The 17,951-nt window shown below is 29.7% G+C and carries 18 protein-coding genes; all 18 read left to right on the plus strand.

The window, feature by feature from the left end; translation table 11 throughout:
• Positions 1–1,074: a GDP-mannose 4,6-dehydratase gene (gene gmd, locus A4F88_RS17050; RefSeq protein WP_068843838.1), complete on the plus strand. Its 1,074-nt coding sequence runs from the start codon at positions 1–3 to the stop codon at positions 1,072–1,074.
• Entirely contained in the window at positions 1,074–2,099 is a 1,026-nt protein-coding gene (locus A4F88_RS17055; protein ID WP_068843839.1) for a glycosyltransferase family 2 protein, read from the plus strand. The genes gmd and A4F88_RS17055 overlap by 1 nt, the downstream gene beginning before the upstream one ends.
• A complete protein-coding gene (locus A4F88_RS17060) occupies positions 2,096–2,938 on the plus strand; it encodes a glycosyltransferase family A protein (protein WP_068843840.1) in 843 nt (280 codons plus the stop codon). The genes A4F88_RS17055 and A4F88_RS17060 overlap by 4 nt, the downstream gene beginning before the upstream one ends.
• Entirely contained in the window at positions 2,939–3,841 is a 903-nt protein-coding gene (locus A4F88_RS17065) for a glycosyltransferase family 2 protein (protein WP_068843841.1), read from the plus strand.
• Between the two features lie 34 nt (positions 3,842–3,875).
• Positions 3,876–5,021, plus strand: a complete 1,146-nt coding sequence (locus A4F88_RS17070) for a glycosyltransferase family 4 protein (RefSeq protein WP_068843842.1) — start codon at positions 3,876–3,878, stop codon at positions 5,019–5,021.
• Positions 5,014–5,958 (plus strand): glycosyltransferase family 2 protein, encoded by a 945-nt coding sequence (locus A4F88_RS17075; protein WP_068843843.1) that lies wholly within the window; start codon positions 5,014–5,016, stop codon positions 5,956–5,958. The genes A4F88_RS17070 and A4F88_RS17075 overlap by 8 nt, the downstream gene beginning before the upstream one ends.
• Before the next feature lie 2 nt (positions 5,959–5,960).
• The gene (locus tag A4F88_RS17080; protein WP_068843844.1) at positions 5,961–6,965 is read left to right on the plus strand and encodes a glycosyltransferase family A protein; all 1,005 of its coding nucleotides are present in this window, start codon (positions 5,961–5,963) and stop codon (positions 6,963–6,965) included.
• Positions 6,966–6,968: 3 nt separating this feature from the next.
• Positions 6,969–7,874 (plus strand): glycosyltransferase family 2 protein, encoded by a 906-nt coding sequence (locus tag A4F88_RS17085; protein WP_068843845.1) that lies wholly within the window; start codon positions 6,969–6,971, stop codon positions 7,872–7,874.
• 34 nt (positions 7,875–7,908) lie between these two features.
• Entirely contained in the window at positions 7,909–8,577 is a 669-nt protein-coding gene (locus A4F88_RS17090) for an acylneuraminate cytidylyltransferase family protein (protein WP_068843846.1), read from the plus strand.
• 15 nt (positions 8,578–8,592) lie between these two features.
• Entirely contained in the window at positions 8,593–9,633 is a 1,041-nt protein-coding gene (gene neuB, locus A4F88_RS17095) for an N-acetylneuraminate synthase (protein WP_068843847.1), read from the plus strand.
• A 46-nt stretch (positions 9,634–9,679) separates the two neighbouring features.
• Positions 9,680–10,789, plus strand: a complete 1,110-nt coding sequence (locus A4F88_RS17100; protein ID WP_068843848.1) for an acyltransferase family protein — start codon at positions 9,680–9,682, stop codon at positions 10,787–10,789.
• Between the two features lie 10 nt (positions 10,790–10,799).
• A complete protein-coding gene (gene neuC, locus A4F88_RS17105) occupies positions 10,800–11,927 on the plus strand; it encodes a UDP-N-acetylglucosamine 2-epimerase (RefSeq protein WP_068843849.1) in 1,128 nt (375 codons plus the stop codon).
• A complete protein-coding gene (locus A4F88_RS17110) occupies positions 11,927–12,868 on the plus strand; it encodes a polysaccharide deacetylase family protein (RefSeq protein WP_068843850.1) in 942 nt (313 codons plus the stop codon). Before neuC ends, A4F88_RS17110 begins: the two co-directional genes overlap by 1 nt.
• Positions 12,862–13,656, plus strand: a complete 795-nt coding sequence (locus tag A4F88_RS17115; protein ID WP_068843851.1) for a hypothetical protein — start codon at positions 12,862–12,864, stop codon at positions 13,654–13,656. The genes A4F88_RS17110 and A4F88_RS17115 overlap by 7 nt, the downstream gene beginning before the upstream one ends.
• A gap of 129 nt (positions 13,657–13,785) precedes the next feature.
• Positions 13,786–14,625 carry a polysaccharide deacetylase family protein gene (locus tag A4F88_RS17120; protein ID WP_162268801.1) on the plus strand — a complete coding sequence of 280 codons (840 nt, stop codon included), beginning with the start codon at positions 13,786–13,788 and terminating at the stop codon, positions 14,623–14,625.
• Positions 14,622–15,458, plus strand: coding sequence for a GNAT family N-acetyltransferase (locus A4F88_RS17125; protein ID WP_068843853.1), 837 nt, complete (start codon positions 14,622–14,624; stop codon positions 15,456–15,458). Before A4F88_RS17120 ends, A4F88_RS17125 begins: the two co-directional genes overlap by 4 nt.
• A gap of 6 nt (positions 15,459–15,464) precedes the next feature.
• Complete coding sequence (locus A4F88_RS17130; protein WP_068843854.1) at positions 15,465–16,856, plus strand: hypothetical protein; 1,392 nt, start codon at positions 15,465–15,467, stop codon at positions 16,854–16,856.
• On the plus strand, positions 16,847–17,941 hold the full coding sequence (locus A4F88_RS17135; protein ID WP_245179150.1) for a glycosyltransferase family 4 protein: 1,095 nt from the start codon (positions 16,847–16,849) through the stop codon (positions 17,939–17,941). The genes A4F88_RS17130 and A4F88_RS17135 overlap by 10 nt, the downstream gene beginning before the upstream one ends.
• The last annotated feature ends 10 nt before the right edge of the window (positions 17,942–17,951 follow it).

Consider the following 17,951-nt stretch of genomic DNA (forward strand, 5'->3'; position numbering starts at 1 on the left):
ATGAAAAAAGCATTAATAACCGGAGTTACTGGTCAGGATGGAGCTTATTTAGCAGAATTTTTATTAGAGAAAGGTTATGAGGTTCATGGAGTAAAAAGAAGAGCTTCATCATTTAATACACAACGTATTGATCATTTGTTCAGGGACCTTCATGAAGAAAATGTTCGGTTTATTCTTCATTATGGTGATTTGTCTGATGCTACCAACCTAATAAGAATAATTCAGGAAGTTCAGCCTGATGAAATCTATAATTTAGGAGCAATGTCTCATGTAAAAGTTAGTTTTGATACTCCTGAATATGTTGCAAATGTTGACGGCTTAGGAGCCATGAGATTATTAGAGGCCGTAAGAATTTTAGGGCTTGCCGAAAAAACCAGAATTTATCAGGCTTCAACTTCAGAGTTATATGGTTTAGTGCAGGAAGTGCCACAAAACGAAAAAACGCCATTTTACCCTCGTTCACCCTATGGTGTCGCAAAAATTTATGCGTATTGGATAACCGTAAATTATCGTGAGGCTTATAATATGTTTGCTTGCAACGGAATCTTGTTTAACCATGAATCACCTCTGAGAGGAGAAACATTTGTTACCCGAAAAATCACTATGGCTACTGCAAAAATTGCTTTAGGCTTGCAGGATACATTATATATAGGAAACTTAAATTCGCAACGAGACTGGGGACACGCAAAAGATTATATCGAAGCGATGTGGCTAATTTTGCAACAAGACAAGCCTGAAGATTTTGTTATTTCTACTGGTAAGACGACTCGTGTAAGAGAATTTGTGAGAATGGCATTTTTAGAGTGTGGCATTGAACTGGAATTTGTGGGCAAAAATGAAAATGAAGTAGGCAAAGTCAAATCTTGTTCAAATCCAAAATATCAGATTGAGATAGGAAAGGAAGTGGTAAAAGTAGATCCTACTTATTACAGACCTACAGAAGTAGATTTACTGATAGGTGATTCTACAAAGGCAAGAACAGTTTTAGGATGGAAACCAAAATTTAATTTAGATGATATCGTAAAACAAATGATTGCAGCAGATATAGAATTATTTGAAAAAGAAATAAGATAATGTCTTCAAACCCCAAAATAACGGTTCTAATGCCTGTCTACAATTGCGAACTTTACATAGAGGAAGCCATAGATAGTATTTTGAATCAGACCTTTTCAGATTTCGAGTTTATAATAATTGATGATGCTTCTTCAGATTCAACAGTATCAATTATAAAAAACTATAATGATCCGAGAATACAATTAATAGAGAAACCACAAAATTCAGGTTACACTAATAGTTTAAATTATGGATTAAGTATTGCAAAAGGAGAATATATAGCAAGAATGGATGGCGATGATATAAGCTTGCCGAATCGTTTTGTAAAACAAGTTGCTTTTTTAGATAAAAATCCTGAAACAGTACTTATTGGTACATTCTTTAAGATAATTGACAAAGATAAAATTATCACTGTTCCTGAATATCATGACGATATAAAATTAGCAATGCTTAAGGATTGTTGTATTGGGCATCCAACAGTAATGATGAGGAAAAGCTGTCTGGATAAATTTGCTTTAATTTACGATATAAGAAAAGAACCTGCAGAAGATTATGATCTCTGGACAAGATTATTAGCCGTAGGAAAGCTGTACAATTTGCAGGAAGTTTTGCTTAATTATCGTATTCACAATTCACAAGTTTCTCACAAAAGAAATGAGCAACAAATAAGTACTGCGCTTGAGATTAAAGTTAATTTATTGACTAATCTCAATTTTGAAAAAAATGATAAAACACAAGATTTTTTAAAGAAGATAATATCACGAAGAGAATTTGTCTCTTTTAAAGAAATAAATCAGTTCGAAGATTTAAAAAGCAAATTACTTTTAGCTAATCAAACTTCTTTTTTTGAGAAAGCAGGTTTTGAAAAATATCTGTTAGAGATTCAGAACAATTTATTTAAAGACTATTTTTTACAAAAAGAAAATTATTCTCCAATAGTTTATCTCCAATATTTAAAAATTAAAAAAAGATCATCAATTAAATTAAAATTATTAGATGAATTCAAGCTATTTGTAAAATCAATAATTTTCTACAATAAAAAATGAAAAATCCAATAGTTTCTATAATAGTTCCATGCTATAATCAGGCTCAGTATTTAAATGAGGCTTTGCAATCTGTTTTAGAGCAAATATATGAAAATTGGGAATGTATTATCATAAATGATGGAAGTACTGATAATGCAGAAGAGATAGCAAAAAAATGGATTTTACAGGATGTAAGATTTAAATACTATTATCAGGAAAACACAGGAGTTAGTAGCGCAAGAAATCTAGGTGTTAAAAATAGTGTTGGAGAATTTATTCTGCCACTGGATGGAGATGATAAAATTGCTAAAGATTACATACAACAAGCTATAGTGGCATTTGAAAATGATGAATCATTAAAACTTGTTTATTGTAAAGCAGAAAAATTTGGAGACGAAACCGGAAACTGGAATCTAATACCATTTTCGCTTAAAGAATTGGCATTAGATAATATGATTTTTTGCTCTGCGGTATATCGAAAAAAAGATTGGGAGTTAATAGGAGGGTATGATAATAATATGCTTGAAGGTCTTGAAGACTGGGAATTTTGGATATCACTTCTAAAGAATGGAGGGAATGTAGTATGTTTAAATACAATTGGATTTTATTACAGAATAAAATTAGTATCAAGACAAAAAAATGTAGATGGTACTATAAAAGATAAGTTATTCAACTATTTAAGTATAAAACATGTCGATTTTTTTGTAGAACATTTGGGATCTTTTGGAGCATTAAATCACAATTTACAAAAAGAAAGAGAAGCATTTTCCAGAAAACTAAAAAGTGAAAAATTTGTGTTTGATTTGTTCTGCAAAACTTTTTTCGGATTTACAATTTTCGGAAAAATAAATAAGAAATAAATGCTAGCAATTGTAATCCCATATTATAAATTAATTTTTTTTGAGGAAACACTAAAATCACTATCAGCTCAAACAGATAAAAGATTTAGAGTTTATATAGGAAACGATGCCAGTCCCGAAGATCCCTCTTTGCTTTTGGAGGAGTATAAAGATAAAATTGATTTCGTTTACCAGTTATTTGAAGAAAATTTAGGAGGAGCATCACTAGCAAAACATTGGGAGCGCTGTATTGCCCTTGTTAAAGACGAAGACTGGATAATGATTTTGGGAGATGATGATGTTTTAGAGAATAATGTTGTAGAATCCTGGTATAAGCACTACAATATTTTTAATACAAAATCGAATTTGGTAAGATTTGCTTCAAAATCTTTTAACATGAATTTGAACGGAAGAATAAGTGATTCATTTATTAATCCTGAATGGGAAAAAGCATCAGATTCTTATTTTAGAAGATTCAAAGGGCTTACCAGAAGCTCTTTGTCCGAATACGCGTTTTCAAAAACAGTTTTTAAAAAATACGGTTTTTTTGATTTTCCTTTAGCTTGGCATAGTGATGACGCAGCATGGTTATTTTTTTCAGATGATAAGCTTATTTATTCAATAAATGAGAGTAATTTATTAATCAGATATTCTAGTTCATCAATATCCGGGAAACAGAATAATCAAAAATTAAAAGATATTGCAAGTGAAAAATTTTATTCACAATGTATCACTAAAAAAATTGAATTATTCAATAAGTCTCAACAATTAGATCTGATATTAGAATATGAAATTGCAATAAAAAAGAATAGAAAATTAAGATTAGCTGAATGGCGTTATTTACTTCTTTTTTATCTTTCATCAATGCAAATCAATGCCTTTTTTAAATGTCTAAGAAGATTTTGTTTGAGTTTCAAATCGTAATGAATTTAATGAGTAATATAAAACTATAGATCAAATGAAAATACTTTTTGTATCTATGCCGTCTATTCATGTTATTCGTTGGATCGAAAATCTAAAAGAGAAAGGTCATGAACTTTATTGGTTTGATGTTTTGGACCGGGGACCGTTAGAGAATTTGGATTATGTTCATCAATTCGTAAATTGGAAAAAAAGAAAATATCGATACATAAAAGGAGAATATTTTTTGAGAAAAAAGATGCCTTTAGTTTATGATAAAATAATTCCTTATTTAGAAGTTTCAGCCAATGAAGGTTTGGAGAAGATTATACAAGAAATTAAACCGGATGTTGTTCATAGTTTTGAATTGCATTACTGCTCTTATCCTATATTGAAAACAATGAATAAAAACCCTGATATTAAATGGATTTATTCTTGTTGGGGGAGCGATATTTTTAGACATCAGGTTTTTGAAAATGACATTCAGAAAATTAAATCTGTTTTAGCTAGAGTTAATTTTTTAATAACAGATTGTGAAAGAGATCATCATTTAGCAAAAAAATATAATTTTAACGGAATTTTTCTGGGAGTTGTTCCTGGAGGTGGCGGATACAATATAAAAGATATTGAAACCAGGTTTCAGGATATTGAAACCAGAAAACTAATCTTGATAAAAGGGAATCATAATGAAACAGGAAGAGCGCTCTATACCTTAAAAGCCATAGAAAGAATAATTGATCAATTAGATAATTTTCATATTTATGTTTTTTCTGCCGGAGAGAAAGTCAAAGAATTTATTAAATCCGATTTAAAACTGAAGGGAAAAATCAAGATAGTAGAAAAAATAAATCAATCAGAGCTTCATAATTATTTTGGAAAAGCATTTCTTTATGTTGGAAATAATTTTTCAGACGGTATGCCAAATTCATTATTAGAATCTTTATTACTTGGGGCAATTCCTTTGCAATCAAATCCCGGTAATGCCACAAAAGAACTTATTGGAGAAAAATATTTTGGAGAAATAATCAATGATCCTGAAAACTCAGATGAAATCGCTGAAAAAATATTAAACCTTATCCATAACAAAGATAATAATGTTCAATTTGCCAAAATTAATCATCTCAAAGCCATTGAAGATTACAACTATGAAAAAATAAGAGATTCAATATATAATCTATATAGCACAGTTGCAATACATGAATAAGCCTTTAGTTTCGATTATTATACCTACTTATAATCGGGCCAATTTAATTGGTGAAACACTCGATTGCCTGATTAGACAAACTTATTCTAATTGGGAGTGCATTATAATTGATGATAACTCATCTGATAAAACAGAAGAGATAATAAAATTTTATCAAGAAAATGATAATAGATTTAAACTGATCTTAAAGTCAAAAGATGATAAAAAAGGAGCAAGTGTTTCCAGAAATATTGGATTGAAAATAGCAAAAGGCGATTATATTCAGTTTCTTGATTCAGATGATATACTAGCTGTAAATAAATTGGAAGTCCAAATTCAGTTATTGTCAAATGAAGCAAAATTTGTTATTTCAACATGTAAATGGGGAAGATTTGATCAAATTAACGAGCCTTTTAATTTGAATGAAAATAATCCCGATTATAGAAATTTTGATACAGCAAAAGAATATTTTGATTTAATAGGTTTACATGGAGGCTTTTTTCCATCGCATAGTTTTTTAATAAATAAAGAACTAATAATACCTTCAGGTTACTGGAATGAAAGCTTAACTATGAACGATGATGGAGAGTTTTTTTTTAGAATATTATTGAATTGCAGTAAAATAATATTTGCCAGTAATACGTATGTTTTATATAGAAATAATATATCTGGTGAGAATTTAAGTTTGCTAAAAACACAAGAAAAAGCAAATAGCCTTGTTAATAGCTGGAAAATAATTGAATCATTGTATTATACAAAGTACAGCGATTCAGATTCGGCTTTTTTAGATAAAAAAAAGCAAAGTATATATTTTGGGATAAAAAGAGAATTTCCTAAAGTTATTACAGAGAATAAAATGTTTTTTAAACGACAGATTAAAAATGATACCGTTTTTCTAAAATTAGTAAAACTAAAGAAAAAAGTTATTCATAAACTGAAAATTATATTTAAACAATAAAGATGCGAGTAGGATTTAATCCACTTAAAGATGAACCACAAAAAGATTCTGAATTTATTCATCAGATAATAATTCCTGTTTATATACCTAATCAGGAAGGTTACTTTAAAGATAGTTTTGCAATTTTAAAACTTTGCCTCAAATCGTTATTTGCTACAGTTCATAAAAAAACGTTCATTACTATTGTTAATAATGGAAGCGATATAATTATAAAAGATTATTTAGATCTTCTTTTAAAGCAAAACAAAATACACGAACTAATTCATACTGATAATATAGGAAAGCTTAATGCCATACTTAAGGGCTTAGCAGGTAATAACATAAAGCTGGTTACAATTTCAGATTCAGATGTATTGTTTTTACCCAATTGGCAATCTGAAACAGTAAAAGTTTTTACTAATATTCCTAAAGCTGGAGTGGTGGGCATTGTACCACAGTTTAAAATGTATGAGCAAAATTGCGGTAATGCTATTTGGGATAACTTATTTAATAAAAAATTAAAGTTTATTTCCGTAAAAAATAAAGAAGCCTTAATTAGGTTTTATGACAGTCTGGGTTGGAAAAGAAATTATAATCAGGATTATTTAGAATATAATTTGGGTTTAGAAATTAACTCAGACTTAAAGGTATTAATTGGTTCAGGACATTTTGTAGCCAGTTATAAGAAAGATATTTTTGATGAAATAACAAGTTATATAGGCTTTAAGATGGGAGGGACCAGTGAAGGTTATTTAGATAAATTACCTCTAAAAAAAGATTACTGGAGAGTAACAACCCAAGATAATTATGCTTACCATTTAGGAAATACTTTAGAAGATTGGATGTCCGTTCCGCTTGTTTCCAGTTCTGAAACAATTCAGTCCGGATTTAATAAAAACATAAAATTAAATCCGGTTATATATTTTATAAAAAACAGAGTATTTGTAAAATTTATTTCAATCAAATGGATGAAAAAGATATTCTTGCGATATAAAAAGTTACCACAACATATGATTAGAAATTATTAAGTAATGCACATTCAGAAAAAGTTTTCTATTCTCATTACAACTAAAAATCGAAAAGATGATTTGAGTTTTACATTGCATAAAATTCAGCATTTATTGGATAGAGAAGATGTATCCTGTATTATTTGTGATGATGGCTCGACAGACGGAACCCACTTATTTATTGAAAAGAATTATCCGGAAATTCGATTAATTCGTAATAAAAAAAGTGAAGGATTGATTTATAGCAGGAACAGAATGATGGATTTAGTTACTACAGATTTTGCCATCTCTATCGATGATGATTTACATTTTGTGACTAACAATCCTTTAGAAATTATAGAGAAAGCTTTTGATGAAAATCCTAATGTAGCACTGTTTAGTTTTAGGATTTACTGGAATTTAGAAGAACCAAAAATAACGAGCTGTAATGACGTTTTACATCAAATGAAAAGTTTTGCTGGTGGAGCTAATGTTTGGCGAATGTCAGCCTGGAGAGATGTTCCTGATTATCCCTCTTGGTTTGTTTTTTATGGTGAAGAAGATTTTGCTTCTTTTCAATTATTTAAAAAACAATGGAAGATTTACTATCTGCCGAATGTTTTAGTAAATCATAGAGTGGATTTAAAATCCAGAAAAAATAATACCGATTATAGTTTACGTTTGCAACGGTCATTACGTTCTGGCTGGTATTTATATTTTTTGTTTTATCCTTTTAAAACCATTCCTAAAAAAATAACATATTCTGTTTGGATGCAACTTAAATTAAGAGTTTTCAAAGGAGACTTTAAAGCTTTGAAAGCGCTATTTTTGGCGACAATAGATTTAATTTTTGCATTTCCTAAAATAATTAGAAATAGTAATAGACTATCAGCAAAAGAATATAAAATTTATCAGGAACTAGAAGATACAAAATTGTATTGGAAGCCATAAAAACAATATTGTTATAATTTTTTAAATATTAAAAATGAAAACTATCGCTATTATTCCAGCACGTGGAGGTTCTAAAAGATTGCCTCAGAAAAATATTAAACTGGTTGGAGGAATCCCTTTGTTAGCACACAGTATTATTTATGCTAAAGTAAATAGTGATATCATTGATGAAATTTATGTTTCGACAGATGACGAGGACATAAAAAAAATAGCTTTAGAATACGGGGCAAAAGTAATAGACAGGCCAGCAGATCTTTCTGGAGATCATGAGCCAACAGTTTCAGCATTAAAGCATGTTTTACAAAATATTGATGATGAAGTAGAAAATGTTGTTTTACTTCAGCCTACAAATCCTATTCGTCCAGAAAGTTTGCTGAAGGAAACATTTCATGTTTATCAAAGCGAAAACTATGATAGTTTATTTACAGTTTCAAGAAATTACAAAAAATTCGGAAAAATAACAGATCAAAAGTTCATTCCTTACAATTACAAAATTGGTCAAAGAAGTCAGGATATGGAACCGCTTTATTTTGAAAACGGGTTATTATATATTGCAAAAGCTGCTTTAATTCTGGACGACATAGTTATTTCAGAAAATGCATTTCCTTTCAAAATAGATCATATTTTTGCCAGCGTAGATATTGATACGCAAGAAGATTTTGATTATGCCAAATTTTTATACCACAAACATATAAAACCCTAATTAACAAACGAATTTATGAAACCCTATATAGAAATTGCAGGACGAAGAATTGGACAAGATTTTCCTCCTTTAGTTATTGCAGAAATCGGAATTAATCACGAAGGTTCTTTACAAGTTGCAAAAGAAATGGTCGACGCTGCAAAACGAGCAGGCGCTGAGGTAGTAAAACATCAAACTCATATTGTTGAGGATGAAATGAGCGGAGCTGCCAAAAAAGTGATTCCAGGTAATGCAGATGTTTCTATTTATGAAATTATGGAACGTTGCTCTTTGAATGAAGCTGATGAGCTAGAACTTAAAAACTATGTTGAAAGCAAAGGCATGATTTTTATTTCAACTCCATTTTCACGTGCAGCAGCAGAAAGATTAAAAAAGTTTGATATACCTGCATATAAAATTGGTTCCGGAGAATGCAATAATTATCCGTTATTAGAGCATATAGCTTCTTTTGGCAAACCAGTAATTTTAAGTACAGGAATGAATACAATTGAAAGTATTACAAAAGCAGTAGCTATTTTTGATAAACATAATATTCCTGCTGCACTTTTACATACCACAAATCTATATCCAACACCAATTCATTTAGTACGTTTTGGTGCCATGACAGAATTGCATGAAGCTTTTCCGGATAAAGTATTTGGTTTAAGTGACCATACCTTAAATAATAATGCCTGTCTAGGGGCAGTAGCTTTGGGAGCTAGTATTCTCGAAAGACATTTCACAGATCACATGCAACGAACAGGTCCGGATATCGTTTGTAGTATGGATGAGAGAGCGTGTCAGGAATTAATTGTTTCGAGTGCCGAAATTGCACTGATGCGTGGTGGTACAAAAAAACCTGCAGAAGAAGAACAAGTAACTATAGATTTTGCATTTGCTACCGTTTGTGCAATAGCACCAATCAAAAAAGGAGATAAATTATCTAAAGAAAATATTTGGGTAAAAAGACCAGGAACAGGTAAAATACTAGCAGAACATTTTAATGATTTAATAGGCAAAACAGCCTCAAGGGACATTAACAATGACGAACAATTAAATTGGGAGGATATAAACTAGTTTTTAAATACAATACCACTTACTTTTTTAACCCTAATTTTTTACTTTGAAGCAAAATATCAGATTAAGAGAACTTGATTTTTTAAGAGGGATTGCGATTATTTTAGTGTTAATACGTCATCAGCATATAACAGACTGGACAACAAAAATGGGCTGGATAGGAGTTGACTTATTTTTTGTTTTAAGCGGATTTCTTGTTTCAGGACTATTATTCAAAGAGTATCTAAAGTTTGGAAACATAAAGCCAGGTTTGTTTTTAATACGAAGAGGATTTAAAATCTACCCTATATATTATTTAACCTATTTTTTATACTTAACACCTAAAATTATAAAACATCAATTTGAATGGAAAGGCCTCTTATCAGACTTATTTTTCATTCAGAATTATGTTTATGCCTGGGGTTATGCTTATATACCTAGTTGGTCTTTAGCTGTCGAAGAACATTTTTATTTTGGTTTTGCCTTATTACTCTGGTTGGTCATTAAATATGCCTGGATTAGTTTAAAACCAAATCAAACAAGTAAAATAGATAAGTTTGAGGTTGTGATCTTTCTAATGATGCTTTTGTCATTAAGTTTAAGAATTGTCAGTAATGTTTATTTTCCTGAAAATGGAGATAAAAATTTCACAATGTCTCATTTAAGAATGGATTCACTATTTGCCGGAGTTTTTGTTTCATACTTGTACTATTATAAAAAAGAAAAGCTAACACGTTTTTTCGAGTCAAATAGAACAATATTGATCATAATTTCATTCTTAGCTCTTTCATTTACACCATTTATAGATTTCGAAGAATCATTTTTTGTAAGAACATTTGGCTATTCACTTCTTTATATAGCATTTAGTATTATACTTGTGTTTTTTCTTGTAAGTAAAGAAATAAATAAAAGACTTGATAACCTATTCTCAACCAGAATAGTGAATGTTGTTAGTAAGATCGGATTTTCATCCTACAGTATTTATATCATTCATGGTTTTGTTAATTTTTTATTCGGATTAGTAAATAATTTTGTTTTAAATAAATTCTTTAATCAGATTTCTATATTCTTACTTACATGCATCATAAGTATTTTGTCAGGAATTTTTATGACGCTTAATATAGAAAAGTACTTTTTAAATTACAGGGATAAATATTTTCCCAGTCGAATAAACTGATCATAAACAAATGAAAAAAATTCTATTTCTTACAGGTACCCGCGCTGATTTTGGAAAGATAAAATCATTAATTTCAATTTTAGAACAACAGTCTGAATTTGAGGTTTTTGTATTCGTAACCGGAATGCACCTGCAAGAACAATACGGCTATACTTTGATAGAAATAGAACGCTGTAATTTTAAAAATGTTTTTACTTTCGAAAACCATACACATGAAACAACAATGGACTTAACTCTTGCAAAAACCATTGAAGGATTATCAGGTTATTGCAAAACCATTAGTCCGGATATGATAGTTGTTCATGGAGACAGAGTCGAAACATTAGCTGGCGGAATTGTAGGTTCTTTAAACAACATTCTGGTAGCACATATAGAAGGAGGTGAAGTTTCTGGGACTGTTGATGAATTAATTCGTCATAGTGTTAGTAAATTAAGTCATATTCATTTTGTTTCAAACAAACAGGCAGCAAAAAGATTAATACAGATGGGCGAAATTAAAGAATCTGTTTTTACAATTGGTTCTCCGGATCTTGATATTATGTTCTCTGACCAGTTACCAGATTTAGTAACTGTAAAAAACTATTATAAGATTGATTTTGAAAGCTATGCAATCGTAATGTTTCATCCTGTAACTACAGAAATTAAAGAAATGCAAAAATATGCCCAGGATTTCGTAGCATCTTTATTGCAGGATACTCATAATTATGTTGTTATTTTTCCTAACAATGATTTAGGAAGTCAATTTATTATTGAAGCGTATAAAAAATTAAAAGAAAATCAGAGATTCAGGATTTTTCCATCGCTACGTTTCGAATACTTTTTAACCTTATTAAAAAATAGTCAGTTTATTATTGGCAATAGCAGTGCTGGAATTAGAGAAGCTCCATATTATGGAATTCCAATTATAAATATCGGAACCCGCCAGCAAAATAGAGCAGTTCATGCAGATATAATCAATACAGATTATTCTGAACAGGGCATAAAAGAAGCACTTTCGGTTATTGATTCACATAAAGTTCGAAATGTAGAGGATGATTTTGGAAAAGGAAATAGTAATGTATTATTTCTTGAATGTCTTCAAAAAGCAGATATTTGGCAATTGAACCACCAAAAACAATTTAGAGATTTATCTAATTAATGAAATCGAAACTTAAAAGGATATATTATAAGTTCAATAAATTTAAAAACTGGTTACTGTCAGGTAAGCCAGTTTTAGTTGCTATGTATCATAGAACTAGTAATGAAGTTAGAAATGAGTTGCAATACTTAACTGTTGATCTTGCTAGTTTTGAAAAACAGCTTTGTTATTTTAAGGAGAATTATCAAATTCTCAGATTATCTGATGATTGGAGCTCATTAAAAAAAACAGGAATAGTCATTACGTTTGATGATGGGTATGCAGATAATTTATTAAATGCTTTACCCATATTAGAGAAATACCAAATACCAGCTACAATTTTTGTAACTACTTTAAATATAAATACTAAAAAAGAGTTTTGGTGGGATCGTTTTGTATTTGATTATACCTATTGTGACCATTTTTTTTATTTTCCTGATGTAAAAGAAAAAGTATCAAAATATACACATTCGTTTAATGATATTAACAAGCTTCTCGATAAGCTATCAAACGAGGAAAAGGAAATTTGGTTTTTAAATTTTGAAAGTTTAAATAAAATCCCGTTTCGCGATAGTGAAGATTTTAGATCATTAAGTAATGACGAACTTAAACGCTTGTCTGATCATCCATTAATAGATATTGGTATTCATACTCATAACCATTATGCTCTTAAAAACTTAAGCTATGAGGAACAGAAAAAAGAGTTACATTTTTCAATTGAAAAATTAGACAAATTGATTACAAAATCAGTGAAATATTTAGCATTACCACATGGTTCTTACAACGAGAGCACGCTTAGAGTGATAGAAGAGTCAGATTGTTTAGGAATGCTGTTAGCTAATAATGATTATTCCAATCATAAAAATAAATTAGGTAAAAAGATAAATCGAATTTTGATTCCTAATATTAAGGATAAAGAATTGATAAAATATATGAATAGATTTAATTTTAAAATATGGTAGATAATAAGTCTAATATAGCCATACTCTCTACTGTTATAAATTTTGATTTATATCATAAAAGTTCTCGCTTCTTTCCAAAAGATGTTCAGAAATATGTGATCGATGGGAGAAATGGAATGCATGGTTTAAAAAGCATTTTCTACATGATGAAAATGCTGAAAAATAAAAATATTGAATGGCTGATCATGGCAGATGAAGATGTTTTGTTTCAGGATTCCAAGACCGTCTTTGATATTATAAGTAAAATGCAATCCGAAAATTATACAGTATGTGGCGTGCGGGATGGTGGAATGATTTCACACAGAACATTTAATCCATATACAATTAATACTTTTTTTTCGATTCTAAATTTTAAAGAACTTAAGAAAATCTGGAATAAAAATGAAATTATAAAAAGTAATTATATTTTAGATCAGGAGTTCAACGATGACTTAACAAATCTAAAATGGAACTTTGATGTAAAAAGTCTTTATGAACCCTATTATTGCTTTTATCTTTGGTTAAGAAGGAAAAATAAAAAATTTCTTTTTCTGGATGCGCAAATGAATGAAGATCAAATTGCAAATTCGATTACTTATGATAGTAAAATATTCTTGCACCATACTTGGTTTGCCAGAGCATATGGTAAAAATGATGAACAAACCAAAAGAATAAACGTGTTGTTTGATTTGTTGAATTCTAAAGAAAATAAAACTTCTGAACCTGTAATATTTAAGGATAAAACATTTTTCTTTATTGAAAAAATAAAAAAAACATACCGTAGAATAATAATTCGATTCAGGAATTAGAAAATAACAAGAAGAGGAATTAAAAACGTATTGATTTCAGGAATTTTATTTTAGGCAAACATGCTTACAGTTAGTAATTATCATTATATCAGATTAGATTTTAAAACTAAATATTCCAGTATATTTGGCTTGACTCCAAGTGAATTTAAGCAACAGTTAATATTGCTGAAAAATCAAGGGAATTTTGTTCATCCAAATGATCTGATTTTAGATTTAAATGCAGTACTTCAATCAAAAGATAACAATTTACTCATTACTTTTGATGATGGTTTAAAAGAGCAATTTGATCTGGCTTTGCCTATTTTAGATGAACTTAACATTCCTGCAGTTTTCTTTGTAAATTCAATTAATTCTGAAGAAAAAAAAGTAACAACCGTTCATAAAATTCATCTGTTAAGATCAATTATTTCATCTTCAGAATTTTTAGATAAGTTTATTGATGTGCCTTTTTCCCAGACAGAAACACAGAATGCCCGGAACATTTATAGATATGACGATGAAAAAAGTGCTGTTTTAAAATATATATTAAATTTTAAATTAGATTTTAAACAACAGGAACAAATCGTTAATACGTTATTTAATCTTTATTTTGAAGAATCTGTAATTTTAGAATCGCTTTATATGACAGAGCAAAATTTAAAAGAACTAGCAAATAAAGGATATTTAGGTAGTCATACACATAGTCATTATCCATTAGGATTATTAGATAGTGAAACTATAAAAAAAGAACTTAAAAAAACAAAAACGTATTTAGACACATTAACCCATTCAAATATAAAAATAGTTTCTTATCCGTATGGAACTCCTGAAGTTTGCACAGATCAGGTAGCAGATTTAACCCAAAAAGCAGGTTATGAAATAGGTTTTACAACAAAAAGAGGTATTAATACTTTACAAGAAAATCCTTTGTTACTAAACAGATTTGATTGTAATGATTTGATAGGAGGAAAAAATTATAATAAAATATGATCACCAGAGAAGCAACAATAGAAGATTGGAAAATCTTACACTCATTTTTCAAAATAATTTACAGAGAAAATCATCCGTTACATACCAAAGAATTTTGGGAATGGCAGTTTGGAAATAAAGAATACGGACGTTCTTTTATTTGTTTAAATGAAAAAGAGGAAGTTGTAGGGCATGTTGGAGCTAATTTTGGAGGTGGACTGGCTTGGATAATTAATGTATATCTTAATGAAGAGTGCAGAGGAAAAGGCATTTTAGGGAAACTATATGAATTAGCCCGAAATTATTATCCGCTTGCGGCAACAGCGGCAAATGAAGCAGGCTTAGGGCTGTATAAAAACATGCGCTGGATCAGGTATTATGATTTAGTTCGCTATGTAAAAATAAACCCTAATCTTGTTGAAACTGGTTTTGAGGCAGTTTGTAAAAAAGTAGAAGTAAAAGTAGATCACTTAATAGAAAAAGATACACATTATTTTCAACAACCTTCTATAAAAGGGATTATTTTGGAAGATGGTTCGAGGGCAGTAAGTCAGGAAAATGTTGGAGGATTAAGAATTACAGATATTGAAAACCTCGAAAAATTAGAAGCACAAGCCTGGCAATTAGGATATTTATGGATAGATTATATAACATCCTGGAATGATCTAAAAACAAAAGATTTAGAGAAAAACGGCTGGACTTTAGATTACAAAAGTACCGTGCCATGGAGGTTAAATCCTATCGAAGAAAAGTATTTTTGCGATATAACATTTCTCTCAGAGAAACCTTTGGATAACGAATTTGTGGTACATAGATCTTATTCGGATCATGGTAGAATAGGAAGTTTAAAATAAAAACGGATGAAGAATTTAGGAGTTGTCATAACTGATGGGGTTGGGTTTCGTAATTATATATTGAGCGACTTTATTCAGGAAGCCAAAGCAAATTTTAATGAGGTAATCATTTTTTCATGTTTGCCAAAAACAGTTTATAAGGATTTTGATTTAAATTGTAAGATTATAGAATTAGAAGTTTTTGAAGAATCCTTCTATACCTGGTTTTTTAGAAAAGCGAAAGAGGTTACCCATTTGCAATTGCACGCAAAAGGCAATTTTGGTATTGCAGATAATTTAAATATTACCAAATCAAAAGCCAGAAATCCAAGAGGTTATGCAACGCGTTTTATTCATCATTATTCCAAAGTATTTCATTCTGAAAATGGGATACTTCAATACAATAAATGGCAACAGCAAACCTTTAAATCTAATACAATTACAAAACAATATATAGAACTGCTAAAAGAAAATAATATTTCGTTATTATTTTTTACGCATCAGCGTCCACCGTTTATAGCACCACTTATATATGCTGCCGAAAAATTAAAAATTAAAACATCAGCTTTTATTTTTAGTTGGGATAATCTTGCATCAAAAGGAAGAATGGCAGGTAACTTTGATTTTTATCTTGTTTGGAGCAATTTGATGAAACAGGAATTATTAACTTTTTATCAATCCATCAAAGAAAATCAGGTCAATGTTGTTGGAACACCACAATTTGAACCTTATGTTTTAAATAAATATGGTTATGATAAAGAAACGTTTCATAAACGATTTAAAATAGACAATAACAAACCCATCATCTTTTTTACATGCAATGATGCAAGCAGTGAGAACGATCCCATTTATTTAGAAATATTAGCAGAATTTATAGCACAACAAAAACTTGTGAAAGAGGTCAATCTTATCGTGAGAACATCTCCTGCAGAAGAACCTACAAGATTCAAAAATAACATTGAAAAATATCCTTTTATAATTTGGAATTTTCCAGATTGGAATATTAGCAGAGAAGGACATCAGGAAGCATGGACACAAAGAGTTCCATCTGTAGCCGATCTAAACGATTTAAAATCTTTGTTGCAACATTGCGACTTGTCTATTAATGTTTTGTCAACCATAACGTTAGATGCTTTTATTTTTGATAAACAAGTGATAAATCCTGTTTTCGGTAGTGAAACAAACGGATGGTTTGATGATCAAAAGTTTCTAAAATACGAGCATTTGTCCAAACTAGTAGATTCAGATTCGACTGATATTGTAAAAAATGAAGAAGAATATCTTGAGGCAATAAACAGAGTTCTGAATCATATTGACCTTAAAAAAGAAAAACGTGCAAAATTTATAGAACTTCAAATTGGAGGATCATTGCAGGGTACAAGCAAAAGAATAGCCCAAACTTTGTTGAAATGGGCATAAATAACAGCAAAATAGCAGTTCTGTGTAATTATAAATTACTTCCTGAAAGAGTAGGAGGAATGGATTATTTTTTCTGGGATTTTGATAAGAAATGTAAAGAAAACAACATTGAGATCGATTGGTTTTTTCCTAATTTATCAACTCATGGTAATTATTCAAATTTAGCTATTTATAGTAGTAAAGAAGAAAGCCTGGAAAATAATTTTCTTTCTTTTTACAAAGAACATAAACCAGAATATACTCATGTCATTACTCATTTTGTAGAATTATGCACTTCCTTTTTTTATAATTTAAAGAAAATTTCAGATGCTGAGGTAATTGCTGTAGATCATAACCCAAGACCTTTAAATGGATATTCATTAAAAAAGAAAGTAAATAAAAGACTTAAAGGGCTTCTATTCTCAAGATATATTGATGTTTTTGTTGGAGTATCAAATTATACGGTAAATGAAATTTTAAATGATTTTGGAACTCATTTAAAAACAAAAACAATAACTATTTATAACGGAGTTATTATAGATTCAATTTTAATAAGAGAAAACAGGGCTAATATTTCCCCCGTTTTTTTAGTTGCCTCTCATCTCAGAGAATCTAAAGGAATTCAGGATTTAATTGAAGCAGTATTCCTTCTTCCTGCTGAAATAAAAAATGAGATTAAAATAGCGGTATATGGTGAAGGACCTTATGAGCAGCATTTATTAGAAAAAATTAAAAAAAGAAATGTACAGGATTGTTTCATTTTTATGGGAAGTAAACCTAATTTAAATGAGATTTTTTCGCAGTATGATTACATGTTACAGCCTACACATATGGAATGTTTTAGTCTATCTATTCTGGAAAGTCTTGCTGCAAATGTTCCTGTAATTACTACTAATGTAGGAGGAAATACTGAAGCAATAACCTCAGGAGAAAACGGATATATTTTTGAAGCCAAAAATGTAAAAGCACTTTCAGTAATTCTTGAAGATATTTATTTAGGACGCAAAAAGATATCAGTTAATACAAGAGAATTAATTGCTAATTCCTTTTCTTTGCCGAAAATGGTTGAAAACCATTTTGAATTACTCAAAAACAAAATGGATTAAAAGTTTAAAT

Origin of the sequence: Flavobacterium chilense, from assembly GCF_001602525.1 — a bacterium.
In the GTDB taxonomy this organism is placed as follows: domain Bacteria; phylum Bacteroidota; class Bacteroidia; order Flavobacteriales; family Flavobacteriaceae; genus Flavobacterium; species Flavobacterium chilense.